18 protein-coding genes are annotated in these 15,152 nt (G+C 73.2%); 12 read left to right on the plus strand and 6 right to left on the minus strand.

The genetic code is table 11. The features are described from left to right. Positions 1-60: 60 nt before the first annotated feature. The 8 genes from fepB to ACLJPL_RS07590 all read left to right on the plus strand — a co-directional run bounded on the left by fepB (position 61) and on the right by ACLJPL_RS07590 (position 6,600). Positions 61-1,116, plus strand: coding sequence for a Fe2+-enterobactin ABC transporter substrate-binding protein (gene fepB / locus ACLJPL_RS07555; RefSeq protein WP_411079905.1), 1,056 nt, complete (start codon positions 61-63; stop codon positions 1,114-1,116). Between the two features lie 2 nt (positions 1,117-1,118). Beyond that, positions 1,119-2,168: a FecCD family ABC transporter permease gene (locus ACLJPL_RS07560; protein ID WP_411079906.1), complete on the plus strand. Its 1,050-nt coding sequence runs from the start codon at positions 1,119-1,121 to the stop codon at positions 2,166-2,168. After that, positions 2,165-3,382: a FecCD family ABC transporter permease gene (locus ACLJPL_RS07565; RefSeq protein WP_411079907.1), complete on the plus strand. Its 1,218-nt coding sequence runs from the start codon at positions 2,165-2,167 to the stop codon at positions 3,380-3,382. Before ACLJPL_RS07560 ends, ACLJPL_RS07565 begins: the two co-directional genes overlap by 4 nt. Positions 3,383-3,677: 295 nt before the next feature. After that, on the plus strand, positions 3,678-3,968 hold the full coding sequence (locus tag ACLJPL_RS07570; RefSeq protein WP_411079908.1) for a hypothetical protein: 291 nt from the start codon (positions 3,678-3,680) through the stop codon (positions 3,966-3,968). Continuing rightward, complete coding sequence (locus ACLJPL_RS07575; RefSeq protein WP_411079909.1) at positions 3,968-5,008, plus strand: zeta toxin family protein; 1,041 nt, start codon at positions 3,968-3,970, stop codon at positions 5,006-5,008. The genes ACLJPL_RS07570 and ACLJPL_RS07575 overlap by 1 nt, the downstream gene beginning before the upstream one ends. Before the next feature lie 85 nt (positions 5,009-5,093). After that, the gene (locus ACLJPL_RS07580) at positions 5,094-5,555 is read left to right on the plus strand and encodes a hypothetical protein (RefSeq protein WP_411079910.1); all 462 of its coding nucleotides are present in this window, start codon (positions 5,094-5,096) and stop codon (positions 5,553-5,555) included. A 152-nt stretch (positions 5,556-5,707) separates the two neighbouring features. After that, entirely contained in the window at positions 5,708-6,160 is a 453-nt protein-coding gene (locus ACLJPL_RS07585) for a DoxX family protein (protein WP_411079911.1), read from the plus strand. After that, on the plus strand, positions 6,157-6,600 hold the full coding sequence (locus ACLJPL_RS07590; protein WP_411079912.1) for a Zn-ribbon domain-containing OB-fold protein: 444 nt from the start codon (positions 6,157-6,159) through the stop codon (positions 6,598-6,600). Before ACLJPL_RS07585 ends, ACLJPL_RS07590 begins: the two co-directional genes overlap by 4 nt. A 57-nt stretch (positions 6,601-6,657) precedes the next feature. Here ACLJPL_RS07590 and ACLJPL_RS07595 read toward each other — a convergent pair whose 3' ends face one another. The 4 genes from ACLJPL_RS07595 to ACLJPL_RS07610 form a co-directional block, all read right to left on the minus strand. Further along, complete coding sequence (locus ACLJPL_RS07595) at positions 6,658-7,200, minus strand: hypothetical protein (RefSeq protein WP_411079913.1); 543 nt, start codon at positions 7,198-7,200, stop codon at positions 6,658-6,660. Positions 7,201-7,300: 100 nt separating this feature from the next. Continuing rightward, complete coding sequence (gene pspAB / locus ACLJPL_RS07600) at positions 7,301-7,894, minus strand: PspA-associated protein PspAB (protein WP_411079914.1); 594 nt, start codon at positions 7,892-7,894, stop codon at positions 7,301-7,303. 31 nt (positions 7,895-7,925) lie between these two features. Next, positions 7,926-8,834, minus strand: coding sequence for a zinc metalloprotease HtpX (gene htpX, locus ACLJPL_RS07605; RefSeq protein ID WP_411079915.1), 909 nt, complete (start codon positions 8,832-8,834; stop codon positions 7,926-7,928). A gap of 79 nt (positions 8,835-8,913) precedes the next feature. After that, entirely contained in the window at positions 8,914-9,609 is a 696-nt protein-coding gene (locus tag ACLJPL_RS07610) for a pyridoxal 5'-phosphate synthase (protein WP_411079916.1), read from the minus strand. 69 nt (positions 9,610-9,678) lie between these two features. On the opposite strand from ACLJPL_RS07610, the gene ACLJPL_RS07615 reads away from it, so the two are divergent. Then, on the plus strand, positions 9,679-9,927 hold the full coding sequence (locus ACLJPL_RS07615; protein WP_411079917.1) for a PhdYeFM domain-containing protein: 249 nt from the start codon (positions 9,679-9,681) through the stop codon (positions 9,925-9,927). Between the two features lie 7 nt (positions 9,928-9,934). On the opposite strand, the gene ACLJPL_RS07620 is transcribed toward ACLJPL_RS07615, so the two are convergent. Continuing rightward, positions 9,935-11,110: a thiolase C-terminal domain-containing protein gene (locus ACLJPL_RS07620; RefSeq protein WP_411079918.1), complete on the minus strand. Its 1,176-nt coding sequence runs from the start codon at positions 11,108-11,110 to the stop codon at positions 9,935-9,937. A gap of 164 nt (positions 11,111-11,274) precedes the next feature. Here ACLJPL_RS07620 and ACLJPL_RS07625 point away from each other — a divergent pair, with 164 nt between their 5' ends. Both ACLJPL_RS07625 and ACLJPL_RS07630 read left to right on the plus strand, forming a co-directional pair. Further along, positions 11,275-12,486, plus strand: coding sequence for an acyl-CoA dehydrogenase family protein (locus ACLJPL_RS07625; protein WP_411079919.1), 1,212 nt, complete (start codon positions 11,275-11,277; stop codon positions 12,484-12,486). After that, positions 12,486-13,004 (plus strand): nitroreductase family deazaflavin-dependent oxidoreductase, encoded by a 519-nt coding sequence (locus ACLJPL_RS07630; protein WP_411079920.1) that lies wholly within the window; start codon positions 12,486-12,488, stop codon positions 13,002-13,004. The genes ACLJPL_RS07625 and ACLJPL_RS07630 overlap by 1 nt, the downstream gene beginning before the upstream one ends. A 212-nt stretch (positions 13,005-13,216) precedes the next feature. Here ACLJPL_RS07630 and ACLJPL_RS07635 read toward each other — a convergent pair whose 3' ends face one another. After that, positions 13,217-13,864 (minus strand): TetR family transcriptional regulator, encoded by a 648-nt coding sequence (locus ACLJPL_RS07635; protein ID WP_411079921.1) that lies wholly within the window; start codon positions 13,862-13,864, stop codon positions 13,217-13,219. A 422-nt stretch (positions 13,865-14,286) separates the two neighbouring features. Between ACLJPL_RS07635 and ACLJPL_RS07640 the strand changes: the two genes are divergently transcribed. Beyond that, complete coding sequence (locus ACLJPL_RS07640) at positions 14,287-15,096, plus strand: VOC family protein (RefSeq protein ID WP_411079922.1); 810 nt, start codon at positions 14,287-14,289, stop codon at positions 15,094-15,096. Positions 15,097-15,152: the final 56 nt, after the last annotated feature.

Here is a 15,152-nt window from a genome sequence, read left to right on the forward strand (position 1 = left end):
CGGGGGCAGCCGCGCGGTGCAGTGCCGCGCCCACTCGGGGGCCGAAGGGGTGGGACGCACATGAACGGCAGACAGTCGGCTTCGGCGGCCGGCACGGCGACCGGTCGCGGCGAATCCGTGAGCCTGCGGGCCCGGTTCAGGGGTGTGGCGGTCCTCGCCGCCGGACTCCTCGCGCTCACCGCGTGCGGCGGTGGCGGCGGGAGTGACGCGAGCGACAAGGGCGACAAGGGCGGCGACAAGACGGCTGCCGCCACCCGCTCCGTGAAGCACGACGCCGGGACCGCCGAGAAGGTGCCCGCCAAGCCGAAGCGGATCGTCTCCGTCAGCGTCACCATGACGGGCCACCTCCTGGCCCTCGACGCCCCGGTCATCGCCTCCCAGGCCACCCCGCCCTCGGTCATCACCGACAAGCAGGGCTTCTTCACCCAGTGGTCCGACGCGGCGGCCGAGAACAGCGTCAAGGTCGCCTACCAGGGCTTCGAGCCCGACGTGGAGAAGGTCCTCGCGCTGAAGCCCGACCTGATCGTGGGCGCTTCCTCCGGCGCGGAGAACGCCGAGAAGTTCTACGACAAGCTCTCCGTCGTCGCCCCGACCCTCCTCTACCGCCACGACGACGTCTCCTGGCAGGACCTGACCGCCCGTCTCGGCAAGGACCTCGGCCTGGAGAAGCGCGCCACCGAGGTCGTCGCCGCCCACGACAAGCGGGTCGGCGAGGTCAAGGCCGCCATCACCGCGCCGAAGCAGTCCGCCGCCCTGGTCCGCGACAACCAGTCCGCGATGACCGTCTTCACGCCCGAGTCCGCCCAGGGCCGGCTGCTGACCTCGCTCGGCTTCACCGTCCTGGAGCCGCCGGCCGGCAAGGGCCAGACGCAGGGCGGGCGTTCGGACTTCGCGGAGTTCAGCCAGGAGAAGGTCGCGGACACCGCGAAGGACAGCTCGCTCCTCTTCGTCAGCCACACCCCCGAGGAGATCACCGCCGCCACCGCGCGCCCGGTCTGGAAGGACCTGCCCGCCGTCAAGGACAAGCGGGTGTACGACCTCGGCCTGGACACCTTCCGGCTGGACTACTACAGCGCGGGCAACCTGATCGACAAGATCGAGAAGGCTTTCGGCTGACGGTGAGCCGCAGCGACACGACGCGCGGCGCCTCCGCGCGGTACGCCGCCGGGTTCACGGCGGGGCTGGTCCTCCTGGCCCTCGCCGTGGCCGGCGGCCTCGCCGTGGGCGCGCAGCCGGTGCCCCCGGCCGAGGTGCTGGCCGCGCTGTTCGACCCCGACGCCCCGCACGCCTCCCTGGTGCGCGAGGTCCGGGTGCCGCGCACGCTCCTCGCCGTCACCGCCGGGGCGGCCCTCGGCCTCGCGGGGGCGGTGATGCAGGGGATGAGCCGCAACCCCCTGGCCGACCCCGGCATCCTCGGCGTCAACACCGGGGCCGCGTGCGCGGTGGTCGCCGCGACCGTGCTGCTCGGTACGCGCTCGCTCCAGGCCGTCGTCTGGTGGGCGCTGCTCGGGGCGGCCGTCGCGGTGGTGGTCGTGTACCTGCTGGGCGGCCGGGGCGCGGGGCGCGGCACCCCCGAAGGGCTCGTGCTGGCGGGGGTGGCCGTCACCGCCGTGCTGGGCGCGGTGGTCAGCGGGCTCGGGGTGCTGGACGCGGACGCGTACGGGACCCTGCGCATCTGGTCGGTCGGCACCTTGTCCGGACGCGAACTCCCCGTCCTCTTCAACGTGTTGCCGTTCCTCCTGGTCGGTGCGGTGCTGGCGCTCACCGTCGCGCCCGCCCTCAACGCGTTCGCCCTCGGCGACGAGGCGGGCCGGGCGCTGGGCGTCGCCCCCGGGCGCGTACGCCTGCTCGGAACGCTCGCCACGGTGCTGCTGAGCGGAGCCGCCACCGCCGCCATCGGCCCGGTCGGCTTCATCGGCCTGGTCGCCCCGCACGTGGCCCGCCTGCTCACCGGCCCCGACCACCGCCGCCTGATGCCGTACGCGATCCTCATCGGCGCGGGCCTGCTGCTCGTCGCGGACATCGTGGGCCGGGTGGTCGCGCGCCCCGCCGAGATCCAGGTGGGCATCGTCACGGCGTTCGTGGGCGCGCCCGTACTGATCTGGCTCATCGGCCGCACCCGCAGGAACCGCCGCACCGCCTCCCGGAAGGCGGCGGCGACGGCATGAGCACGGTGAGCAGGCTCCCGGAAGGCGGCGACGGCATGGGCGCTGCGGACAAGCTCCCGGAAGGCGGCGGCGACGGCATGAGCACGGTGAGCAGGCTCCCCGAGGGCGGCGACGGCACGAGCGCTGCGAGCAAGCCCGTGGCCCGTACGCCGGTGGCCAAGCACCCCGGCCACCGCACCCTCCGCCTCGCCCCCGGCCCCCGCACCCTCCGCCTCACCCCCGGCCGCCTCTCCTTCCGCGTACGCCCCCGCCCCCTCGCCGTAACGCTTCTCCTGGCCCTCCTCGCGGCGGGCAGCGGGGCGCTCGCGCTGACCCGGGACGGTCTCGTACCGCCCGCCGAGGTGCTGGGCGCGCTGTTCGGCGCGGGCTCGGAGCAGGCCGCGTTCGTGGTCCTGGAGCTACGGCTGCCCCGGGTGGCCCTCGGGCTCGTCGTCGGCGCGGCGCTCGGCGCGGCCGGGGCGCTGTTCCAACAGCTCTCCCGCAACCCGCTCGGCAGCCCCGACATCGTGGGCTTCAACTCCGGTGCGGCGACAGGTGCGTTGCTGGTCCTGCTGCACGGCGACCCGGCATATGTGGCGGCCGGAGCGGCGGGTGGCGGCCTGGCCACGGCGGTGATCGTCCAACTCCTGGCCCGGCGCGGCTCGTTCCGGGGCAACCGGCTGATCCTCGCCGGGATCGCGGTGGGCTCGCTGCTGGCCTCGGTCAACGCGTACCTGCTCACCCGGGCCGCCCTCGACCACGCCCAGTCGGCCCAGCTCTGGCTGATCGGCAGCCTCGGCTCCACCGAACGCCACCAGATCCTCCCCGCCGCCCTCGCCCTGGCGGCCCTGCTGCTGGCCGCCCTGCCCACGGTCCGCCGCCTGGACCTGCTGGAGATGGGCGACGAGGCGGCCGGGGGCCTCGGCGTCGCGGCCGGCCGCACCCGCGTCCTCGTCCTCCTGATCGCGGTCGGGCTGAGCGCGGTGGCGGTGTCGGTGGCCGGACCGATCGTGTTCGTGGCGCTGTGCGCGCCCCAACTGGCCCGCCGCCTCAGCCGAGGTACGGGAACGGGGCTGCTGCCCGCCGCCGCCATGGGTGCCCTGCTGCTCTCCGCCTCCGACCTGGTGGCCGTCACCCTGCCCACGGCGGGCCCGCTCCCCGTGGGCGTGGTGACGGGCGCGCTCGGCGGGGTGTACCTGGCGTGGCTGCTGGGCCGCAGGCAGCGTCGCCGGTAAGTGCCTCTGTCCAAAGTCCTGGTTGGTGTTCGCCCGGTCCAGAATTCCCATGCGTCTGAGGAACGGCTCCGGGTGGAGATCGGCGGACTCGACCTCGAAGAGCGTGCGCGATGCCCATCCGGCTCATCGGATACGGCCCCGTGTCCGAGGTGGGACGCACCGGCCCATCGGATCCCCCGGCTGTGTAGAGAATTCTGGCCGGATTCTGCGGGATCTATACGGTCAAGGATCCACTCCGGCACACTTGCTATGGAGAGCGAGAAGAATCAGGCAAGAAGTCGCCGGAGGGAACAAGATGACCGACCCTGTGATCGGCAGTCTTCGTCCGTACACCTGGGACTCGGAGCAGTCCGTCGCCTACGAGGCGGCGATCGAGGCGATCGGCGCCGTGGTCGGCGCCTACAGCGCCCTGATCGCCGAGGCCGGGAACCTCCCGGCCTCGCAGGACGAGATCGCCGAGTACCGGCGGCTGCGCACCGCGTGCCAGGAGGAGCGCAAGGCGCTGCGGGCCGAGGACACCGAGAACGTCGCCCGCGTGCGGGCCGCCTACGCCGCCCGGCTGCGCGAGCTGACGCAGACCGGCTGATGAGCGAGGGGGACGCCACCCGCTATCAGCTGCCGGTGGAGGAGAACCGACGCATCTTCGTCTCCGACATCGTGCGAGACCATTTGACCGGCCCCATCCCCCAGGACCCGGCCACCGCCGTCTTCCTGCTCGGCCAGCCGGGGGCGGGCAAGACGCGCGTGGCCCAGCTCATCGCTGAGCAGCTGAACACCCGGGGCGGGTTCGTGGACGTCGACAGTGACCTCTACAAGCCCTACCACCCGCTCTACGCCCGCCTCATGGCCGAGGACGACCGGCTCATGGCGCTCTACACCGGACCCGACGGACGGGCCTGGATGAAGCAGGCACAGCAGTTCGTGCGCGGCGAAGACCCGCTCTCCGGCGGCCAGAAGCTCAACGCCCTGGTCCAGGAGATCGCCATGGACCCGCAGTTCCTGGCCGAGACCATGCGCAGCTACCGGGACGTGGGCATCCGCATCGACACCTTCGTCCTGGCTGTCTCCCAGGCACTGAGCGAGCAGGGCGTCCTCAACCGCTACCACGAGCAGGTGCTCGACCGAGGGCAAGGCCGCCTGACCGTCCCGGAGAAGGCGCTGGCCTCATACACCGGCATCGCCGACTCGTGCGAGGTCATCGTGCGCGAGAGGCTCTCGGACTTCGCCGCCGTCTACCGCCGCGGTGAGTTCACGCCCCGGTTCGCGGCCGACGCCGCCGAGCTCTCCCGCGATCCGCTGGCGCTGCGCCGGAGCGTGGAGCGGGAGCGCAACCGGCCCTGGACGCCGGAGGAGTCCCAGGACTTCCTCGCGGTCCAACGCAAGCTGCGTGAGGGCCTCCCTGCGGACTTCGGCCCTCAGCTCGACCGCATCGACCAACTGGCCGCCCCGCTTCTGGCAAGGATGAGTCCCGGCACCCCCCGTATGACGAGCGCGGCCGCCCGCTCGCGCAGCACCACCACCCCCAAACGCCCGCCGGTTCCCGGGAAGGGCCCGGCGCAGACGGGCCGGACCGCACCGCCGCCCGGCCCCGAGGGGCCCGAGCAGCGTAGGGGACGCGGCAAGTAGCCATCCCGTGGGGAGCGGAGCCGGGCGTCTGCTCCCCACCACCACCCGGGGGCCCGTACGGACGAGATCGCATCCGGAGAGGTTCATGAAGATCACCATTGAGGGCGTCACCGAGGCATTCGCCGAGAAGGTGCTCGCCCTCGCCGCGCAGCAGGGCGGGGAGTTGACCGTCACCGCCATCCACACCGGTTGGACCCCCGAACGCGCGCAGCAGTATCTCTCCTCCCTGCCGGCCAATGCCCTGCGCTTCGCCCAGCTCGTCGTGGACGCGGACGGCGACAAGCCCGCCGAGGAGCTGCGCGGGGCCTTCCACGGCGAACTGCGCGGCCCGACCATCGCCCTGTCCCGTGCGGTGCCGCGCGGCGTGCGCCGCAAGTGGTGGCCTTCCGGCACCGAGGCGCCCATCACGCCCCGCTACGACCCCGATCACCCCAGCTGGCAGAAGGCCATCGCCTACACGATGACCAGGAAGAACGTCACAGCCTTCCGCGCCGCCTTCGCCCGGATGGGCATGGATTCGGCGGCCGCGGTGGACAGCGGCGAGTGACCGGACCGAAGCAGGCGGCGGAGACTGGGGCCGCTCATAAGGGCGCTGGGCCCCGCACGCCCTTGCGGGCCCCGTGCACGCCCCTTGCGCGGGGCGGTCCGCATCCGGTGAACTGACGTACCGTCAGATGCGAGGTGACCGGAGGCTGCCCGATGCGGACGATCTGGCTCAGCGGTGCGGAATGGCTCGCCGTCCTGCGTATAGGTCTTGGCCTGTGGTGGCTGGAGAGCTGGCGGCACAAGGACAGGAAGGGCTGGTTCGAGCGCGGCACGGGCATCGCCTGGGCGGCCGACGTGGCGAGCAAGCACCGCTGGGGCGTGGTCCGCACCGGCTTCCGGCGGATCGTCGAACCGCGCCCGAAGCTGATGGCGTACGTCATCGTCTACGCCGAACTGGCCCTGGGGCTCGGACTGGTGACGGGCTTCCTCACCCCTATTGCCCTGCTCGCCGGCCTCCTCCTCAACCTCCTCTACCTCACCCTGATGGTCCACGACTGGGCCGAGCAGGGGCAGAACGCGATGATGGCCCTGATCTCGCTGGTGGCCCTGTTCGCGATGGCCTGGCAGACGTGGTCGCTGGACGCGGCGTTCGGGCTGTTCCTGTGAACGCGGGCCCGGGGGCGGCCCCGCGCTTCGACCGTCCCGAGCCGGACGCCTTCACCCGCCCGTACTGGGACGCGGCCGGGGAGGGGCGGCTGCTGATCCGGCGGTGCGCCGGGTGCGGCCGGGCGCATCACTACCCGCGCGAGTTCTGCCCGTACTGCTGGAGCGAGGACGTCGGGTGGGAGCGCGCGAGCGGGCACGCGACCCTCTACACCTGGTCCGTCGTCCACCGCAACGACCTGCCGCCCTTCGGCGGGCGCGTCCCGTACGTCGCCGCCGTCGTCGACCTGGCCGAGGGGCCCCGGATGATGACGGAGGTCGTGGAGTGCGCGCACGCCGACCTGCGCGTCGGGATGCGGCTGACGGTCACGTTCAAAGTCGGGGAGGGCGAGGAGGACGGGGAGGGCGAGGAGGCTCTACCGGTCTTCCGGCCTCGGGGGTGAGCCCCCTGCCGCCCGCGCGTTCTCCAGCGCGAGCCCGGGGCCCGAGGCCCCAGGACCTCAGCCCGCGGACAGCCAGGCGTCCAGCAGGATCTCCCGCTTCCGCGAGCCCAGCACCTCCGTGGGCTGCGCCTCCTCCAGCCAATCGGACAGGACGGCGGGCGAGGAAGAGCCCTGGACGAAGCGGGTGAGCAGCGCGTGCGACAGGTCGACCTCCCGACGCGTGTACGCGGACGAGGCCGCCGAGAAGACCGGTGTCCTGATCTCGTCGCTCCCGGCCGCGACCACCACGGTCATCTCCGTCGGGCTGCCGGGAGTCCAGACGTTCAGGGCCGCTGCCGCGAAGGCCGCCGCCCGGGACGCCCACCGGGTGGCGGTCGAGCGCACGGGCGCTTCGCTCACGCGCACGTCCGAGAGGTCGGACCACGTCCACCGCAGAGGGGCGGGCCCGGTGATGCGCAGGCCCTCCGGAGTGATGATCACCCCCGGGGCCGGTGCGAGGGGCGGCATGCCCAGGTGCACCGCCTCCGCCCCGATCCAGAAGAGGCCGACCATGGCGCCCGCCCGCTGCTGCGGGTGGACCTGGGGGGATATCGGTTCCAACGTCTCTCTCCTCGGCTCCGCGCCGCCCCTGACGTGGGCCGACGTTGCCGAAGATAGACGGGCGCCGGGACCGCCCTGCCGTTTTGAGCCACGCCGGGGCTCACAGCCCGGGCGCGCCCCAGACCGGGAACCACCGCGACAGGTCCTTCTCCACCCGGAGGTCGTCGCCGAGCGCGCCCCGCACCTGGAGCTCCAGTTGGTTGTCCCGCTTCTCCGCGTCGCCGGGGAGCGGGGCGAAGGGGTAGAACGTGCCGCGCTTGTAGAGGTACACGAGCGCCAGCGACCGGGTCTCGGGGCCCTCACCGGACCGGAAGCCGATCAGCGAGCAGAGCAGATGCGGGCCGAAGCCGCCGTCCTGGAGCAGGGTGTTCACCGCGTGCAGGTCGTTGACCAGGGAGGCCGTGTCGTCGGCCGGGTGGCTGGCCAGGAGCCAGGTGTAGCCGTACGCGTCCCGGCTGAACTCCACCGGGACGCCCCCGCGCCCGGTGTCCGCGTCCAGCAGCTCCCGTACGTCCTCCTGGAGGCGGGCGAAGCCGCCGCCCTCCACCCCCGCGAAGCACACCGACCCCAGGCCGGTCGGGGTCAGGCCGGTGGCGGCCTGGAGGGTGAGGGCTGCCGAGGGGACGGCGAAGAGCTGGTCGAGGTCGGGGCGGACCGGTTTGCTGCGGCCGAGGATGACGTCGAGCAGGCCCACGTACGTAACTCCTTAGAACGCCTGAGAACACTCAGCGGGACAGATCGGTGGAGATGCGGGACAGCTGGTCCAGGCGCTGTTCCAGCGTCGGGTGCGAGGAGAACAGCCGGCCCAGGCTCTCCTTGGAGGAGAACGCAGGCATGAAGTAGAACGCGTTGTACGGCTCCGCCTTGCGCAGGTCCTCGGTCGGGATGCGGGCCATCTGCCCGCTGACCTTCGTCAGGGCCGAGGCGAGGGCGGAGGGCCTGCCGGTGAGCAGGGCGGCGGCGCGGTCGGCGGAGAGCTCGCGGTAGCGGGAGAGCAGCCGGGTCAGCAGGAAGCTGATCGCGTACACGACGGCGCTGATCAGCGGGATCAGCAGGAGCAGGATGCCCGCCGGGTCGTTGCCCGGCCGGCTGCGGGCGAAACCGCCCCACAGGGCGATCCGGGTGATGATGCCCGCCAGCACGCCGAGGAACGAGGCGATCGTCATGACGGCGACGTCCTTGTGCGCGACGTGCGACATCTCGTGCGCGAGGACGCCCTCCAGCTCCTCCGGTTCCAGCCGGCGCAGCAGGCCCGTCGTCGCGCAGACCAGGGCCGTCTTCTGGCTCCGGCCGGTGGCGAACGCGTTCGGTACGTCGCTCTCGGCGATGGCCACCTTCGGCTTCGGCATGTCCGCCAGCGCGCAGATCCGGTCGATGGCGCCGTGCAGCTCGGGGGCCTGCTCGGGGGTGACCTCCCGGGCTCCCATGCCGTACGCCGCGATGCGGTCGCTGAACCAGAACTGGGTGATGAACAGGCCGCCCGTGATGATCAGGATGATCGGCCAGGAGCCGCGCAGGGCCGCGAGGAGCACGCCCACGAAGACGACGTACAGCAGCCCGATCAGGAACATGGTGGTGACCATGCGACCGGTCAGGCCCCGGTCGGGGGCGTAACGGGAACGGGCTCGTGGCATCGGTGCCTCCCAGCGGTCGGCTCTTCTCCCATAGTGCCCCCTTCCCGTTGAAACCGGGTTGAGGTGCTGTGCGAGCGCTTCAGGGCCAGAGCAGCTCCCGGGTCCAGGCCCCCGCCCCCGCCTCCGCCCTCTCCGCACGGCGGTAGCGCAGCCGGATGTGCCGTCGCCGGGCGTCGCCCTGGAAGAACTCGACCTCGGCCGGCTCGACCACGTACCGGGTCCAGGTCGGAGCCTCGGCGTCCGGTTCCGCCTCGGCCCGCTCCCAGGCCGCGTCCGCCGCCCGGTGCAGCGCGGCCACGGAGTCCAAGACCTCGCTCTGCGACCCGGTCAGGGCGGCGGCCAGGGCCCCGGTGGAGCGGGCGTGCAGGTCGGCGCTGCTCTCGGCCGGGGTGCAGCGCAGGACGGGCCCCCGGACCCGCACCTGGCGTCCTTGCGCGGGCCAGTAGAAGCCGAGGGCCGCGTGCGGGCGGGCGGCGAGCTGGTGGCCCTTGGCGCTGGTGGCGTGGGTGGCGAAGTGGAAGCCGCGCTCGTCGGCGTCGTGCAGCATCAGCGTGCGTACGTCGGGGAAGCCCTCGGCGTCCGCGGTGGCCAGCGTCATCGCGTGCGGCTCCGGCTGCCCGGCGGCCACGGCTGCGGCGAACCAGCCGTGGAAGAGGGGGACGGGGGCGGGCGGGGCGGTCGCCGGGTCGAAGGACGGCAGCTCGGTGTCCCAGACGCGCTGGGTGTGCAGGAGGTCGCGGAAGGGGTGCGGGGTGGGGATGCTCATGGCAGCCATTGGACCGTACGGGCCGGCCGGGCTCCCCGTAGCCGCGTACCGCGCGGCTACGTCGAGTGCGTGAAGAGCATGACGGAGCACGAGTCGCCCGACAGGTCCGCCGAAGTCATGGACGCGGTGGCGGCCGGCGAGTCCTCCCCCATCACCCGGCACGGCGTCGAGATCGCGGAGCTGCGTCCCCTCGGTCGCCGGGGTCGGCTGAGCGCCGAGGAGCCGGTGACCCGGCACGGGCGGCCGCCCCGGGTGGACGGAGCCCTGCCGCGCAGCGAGGCGGACGAGTTCTTCGGGACGGAGGACCGAGTGGGCGACGCCCCGTGAGGCCCCCTCACCCCCGCCCCAGCACCACCGTCCCCGACGAGCAGAACCAGCCGCCCGTCCCTGACGCCACCGCCAGCTCCGGGAGGCGGCCGCCCGCCTTGCGGACCTGGCGCTCGCCGGCTTCCCCGCGCAACTGCCGGACCGCCTCGACCAGCAGGAACAGGCCGCGCATCCCGGGGTGGCAGGCGGACAGGCCGCCGCCGTCCGTGTTCACCGGGAGCTCGCCGCGCAGGCCCGTGCGGCCCTTCTCCACGAACGCGCCGCCCTCCCCCTTCGCGCAGAACCCCAGGTCCTCCAGCGTCACCAGCGTCATGTACGTGAACGCGTCATAGATCTCCGCCAGGTCGATGTCGGCGGGGCGCACCCCGGCGCGTTCGAAGGCCAGGCGGCCCGAGACGGCGGCGGGGGAGACCGTGAAGTCCTCCCACTCGGACATCGCGGAGTGCGACACGTGCTCGCCGGTCCCCAGGATCCACACCGGGGCCTTCGCCGTGTCCGGTACGCACTCCTCGGCGGCCAGCAGCACCGCGCATCCCCCGTCGCTCCGGACGCAGCAGTGCAGCTTGGTGAACGGGTCCGCGATCATCGGGCCGGAGAGGACCTCGTCGACCGTGATCGGGGTGCGGAACATCGCCTCCGGGTTCGCCGCCGCGTTCGCCCGGGCCGTCACCGCCACCTCGGCGAGCTGCTCCAGGGTCGTGCCGTACTCGTGCATGTGGCGGCGCGCGGCCATCGCGTACTTGGCGATCAGCGTGTGCCCGTACGGCGCCTCGAACTGCGAGGGCCCCCGCGCCCCGAACGACAGGTTCGACGTCCGGCGGCCCGCCTTGACGTCGGCGCGGGCCGTCGACCCGTACACCAGGAGCACGGCCCGGGCGCGGCCCGCCGCGATGGCGTCCGCCGCGTGGGCGGCCATCACCTCCCAGGTCGCGCCGCCCACCGCCGTGGAGTCGACCCAGGTGGGCCGCAGCCCCAGATACTCCGCGACCTCCACCGGGGCCAGGGTCCCGAGCCCGGCGGAGGCGAAGCCGTCGACCAGCGAGCGGTCCAGGCCGCAGTCCGCGAGCGCCCGCCGGGCCGCCTGGGCGTGGAGGGCGTACGGCGTCGCGTCGTCGACCCGCCCGCAGTCCGCGAGGGAGACGCCGACGACAGCGACCTTGCGGGGGCGGCGGGAGGCGGGCATGAATCTGACGGTACATCAGATAAGGGAGCGCGCAACCGTGCGTGCGCGCGGCTTCCGCGTTCCCGGGTGGGTGCGGGACTCTGGGAATCGGCGTACTCCACGCCTAATATGACGGCCCGTCAGCTAGGGAGCCGCTCCGGTTCCTGAGGGGAAGGAGCCTGACGATGGACGCCGCCTTCACCGCGGAACAGGACGAGATCCGCCGCACCCTGCGCGAACTGCTCGCCCGGCACAGCGGACCCGGCGAGGTCCGCGCCGCCGTACGGACCGCCGAGGGGTACGACCCGGCCCTGTGGCGCCGGCTCGCCCGGGAGCTCGGGCTGCCGGGCCTCGCGCTGGCGGAGGAGTACGGCGGGGCCGGCTGCACCCCCACCGAGCTGGCCCTCGCCTGCGAGGAGAGCGGCCGCGCCCTGCTGCCCTCCCCGCTGCTCGCCACCGCCGTGCTCGCCGCCCCCCTGATCACCGCCCTGGGCGCCCCGGCCCAGCGCGCCGAGCTGCTGCCCCGGATCGCGGACGGCGCCCTGACCGCCGCCCTCGCCGTACCCGGAGGGTCGATGGCCGCCGCCCTCGGCCTCACCGCCGACAACCGGGCCGTCGCCTGGGCGGGCGGGGGCCGGGCCGGGGGCGTCCAGGCCCGCCGGGACGCCGCCCGAGGCGGGTGGCGGCTGTACGGGGAGGCCGACCGGGTGCTCGACGGGCACAGCGCCGGGCTCCTCCTGGTCGCCGCCCACACCGGCGGCTACCCGCGCAGCCGCACGCTCCTCTTCCTGGTGTCCGCCGACGCCGAAGGGCTGGCGCGCACCCGGCTGACCTCGATGGACGAGACCCGGACCCTCGCCCGCGTGGAGCTGCGCGACACCGCGGCCGAACTCCTCGGCCCCGATGAGGCCGCCGATGTGTGCGGCGCGCTCGCCGCCACCGGGCGCACCGCCGCCGCCGTACTGGCCGCCGAGGCGGTCGGGGCGGCGGCGGGCGCGCTGGAAAGGACCGTGGCGTACGTGAAGGAGCGCGAGCAGTTCGGCCGGGCCATCGGGTCGTTCCAGGCCGTCAAACACCGCCTCGCCGACCTGTACGTACGGGTGGAGGCGGCCCGGTCCGCCGCGTACTACGCCGCCTGGGACCCGGCGGCGGGCCCGCTCGCCCTGGCCCAGGCGCTGGAGGCGGCCCGGATCGTCGCCGGCGAGGCCGTACAGCTGCACGGCGGCATCGGCTTCACCTGGGAGCACGAGGCGCACCTCTACGTGAAGCGGGCGGCGGCGGACGAGCTGCTCTTCGGGCCCGTCCACCGGCTGCGCGACCACGCGGCGGGGCTCGCCGGGCTGTTCGCAGGCGTGCCGGCGTACGGGACCGGTGTCGCGGACGGGGCGGCCGTCTGATGGCCGGCGGCGGCGACCGCGGCGACCGCGCCCGGGCCGGATCCCGTGGGGCCCGGCTGATCCAGAAGGTCTCCTCGACCCGTGCCTTCGCGCGGATCGCCCCGCATGTGGTCCCCCTCCTGGACCGGACCGTGCACCGGCTCACCCGGGGCAAGGTGCTGCCCAGCGCCCGGATGCTGCCGGGGCTCGTCCTGCGGGTGCCGGGGGCGCGCAGCGGGCGGCCGAGGGTGACCCCGCTGGCCTGCATGCCGGAGGGGGAGTCGGAGAGCACCTGGATCCTCGTCGGCAGCAACTTCGGCCGTACGGGGCATCCGGCGTGGACCGCGAACCTGCTGGCCCGCCCGGAGGAGGCCGTCATCAGCTGGCGGGGCCGGGACATCCGGGTGCGGGCGCGACTGCTGGAGGGTGCGGAGCGGGAGGAGGTGTGGCGGGCGGCGCTGAGGTTCTGGCCGCCGTACGCGGCGTACCAGGCGCGGGTGGAGCGGCAGATCCGGCTGTTCCGGCTGGAGCGGCGGTAGTCGCCGCGCCCTGGATCCGTACGGGAAGTCCCCCGGCGTCCCGGGGTCCCGAAGCGGTCCAGGAACACCGGCGGCGGACCACTGGGCAGGGGTGCGTGGTGGTCCGCCGCCGGTGAGACAGGACGTGCCGGTGGGGCGTGTGGCTGGGACGTACGGGTGGGGCGTGCGGGTCGGGGTGTGGGAGGGGCGTGCGGGCGGGGCGTGCCGGCGGGCTACTTCGTGGGCTTCTTGCCGGTGATGCCGAGGTGGACCAACAGCGCCAGGTTCGGGCGCAGTTCGGCCTGCTTCACACCCCAGGTGGTGAAGCCCTTCTGGTGCGAGGCGACCGCGGCCAGCATCGCGACCAGGGAGCCCGCCATCGCCGCGGGGCTGACGTCCTTGTCGACCTTGCCCTTGGCCTGGAGCTCCTTCACCGAATCGGTGAGGGAGTTGGTGACCGAGTTGAGGATCTTCATACGGATCTTGTAGAACCGTTTGTCCCCCTCGGCGGCCCCGAGGTCGATCACGCGGAGGATCGCGTCGTTGCGCCGCCAGAAGTCGAGGAAGCCTTCGACGAGTTCCTCGGCCGTGTGCCAGCCGGCCTTGCCGATCCAGGGGCGTCCGGCGACCAGTTCGGTCAGTTGGGCCCCCTCCTTGGCGACTTCCTCGGCGATTTCGAGGACGGCGCCCTCCACGTCGGGGAAGTACTGGTAGAAAGTCGCGGGTGAAGTCCCGGCCTTCCGGGCGACGTCGATGACTTTGACGTCCCGGTACGGCGAGGAGCTGAGCATCTCGCTGAGGCAGTCGAGCAGCTTCTGCCGCGTCGCCTGACCGCGTCGCCCGGCCACGCGGCCGTCGACGGTACGTACTTGTCCTGTCATGCCGTCAGCTTACCGAGGGGCGATGGGAGCGCGATTCGGCCGACTGCAAATGGGGAATGCCGCAGGACCGGAGGGGTGTGAGGGCGCAAGCGCCGAATGTTTCCGGCCATTGCCTTCGAGGTGCTCACGGAGCACGCCGACCGAAGCGGCGAGCGATTCCAGCCACCCGCGGGGTGGTCGGCGCTCGGGAATCCACCCGGACGATGATGTTATCAACAGTCTGTGGATAACTTCGGTGGACAACTTTCGTCCAAGCGGTGCCCACGCCTTCACCATCCGGGCGAATGTTCCCTGGAGGGGGCGTTCGGTGTGCGTCGCGGCAGGCGTTCGGCGTGCGTCGGGGCGCGCGCGGCCGGGTGCGACGTTACGTTGACTGTGACGGGCGTCACTGAGACGGAACCGCGACGGAAGGACCGGGCCCCATGGCCGCATTCGCGCACTCGGCGCCGTGCTGGGCGGACGTGCAGCTCTCCGACCTCGAAGCGGGCAAGCGCTTCTACGGCGGGCTCTTCGGCTGGACCTTCCGCGCGGGCGACGGCATGCCCTTCGCGGACGCCCTGAGCGGGGGCAGGCTCGTCGCGGGGCTTGCCGCCAAGAAGGACGGGCGGATGCCGACCGCGTGGGGCGTCTACTTCGCCACCGACGACATCCGGGCCACCGTCGCCGCGATCCGCGAGCACGGCGGCCAGATCATCACCGACCCGGTACGGGCCGGGCGGGCCGGGGTCGTGGCGCAGGCGGCCGACCCCGGGGGCGCGGTCTTCGGCCTCTGGCAGCCCGGCGAGCGCGAGGGCTTCGAGAAGCAGAACGACCCCGGCTCCTTCTGCTGGACCGAGGTCCACACCCGGCAGCCGGAGAGGGTGGATCCCTTCTACGAGAAGGTCTTCGGCTTCCGGGGCACCGACCTGGACGAGGCGGGCGACGACGTCTCCGGCGACGCCGAGGCGCTGGTCGACTTCCGCATGTGGTCGCCCGAGGACAGCGAACCGGGCCCCGACTCCGCCGTGGGCGGCCGCAGCGTCATCACGGACGCGTTCCCCGCCGAGATGCCGAGCTACTTCCTCACCTACTTCGCCGTCGCCGACTGCGAGGCCGCCGCCGAACTCGCCGTACAGCTCGGTGGCCGGATCTCCGCGCCGCCCTTCGACATCCCGTACGGGCGGATGGCGGTCCTCCACGACGACCAGGGCGCGCTCTTCGCCGTGCTCCAGCCGAGCGAGCTGCTTCCGTAACCCGCCGCACCCTCCCCGTGGCGTACCGGTGTGGGCGGATACCGGCCGAAGTGACA

The organism is Streptomyces sp. cmx-18-6 (assembly GCF_046548915.1).
GTDB lineage: Bacteria > Actinomycetota > Actinomycetes > Streptomycetales > Streptomycetaceae > Streptomyces.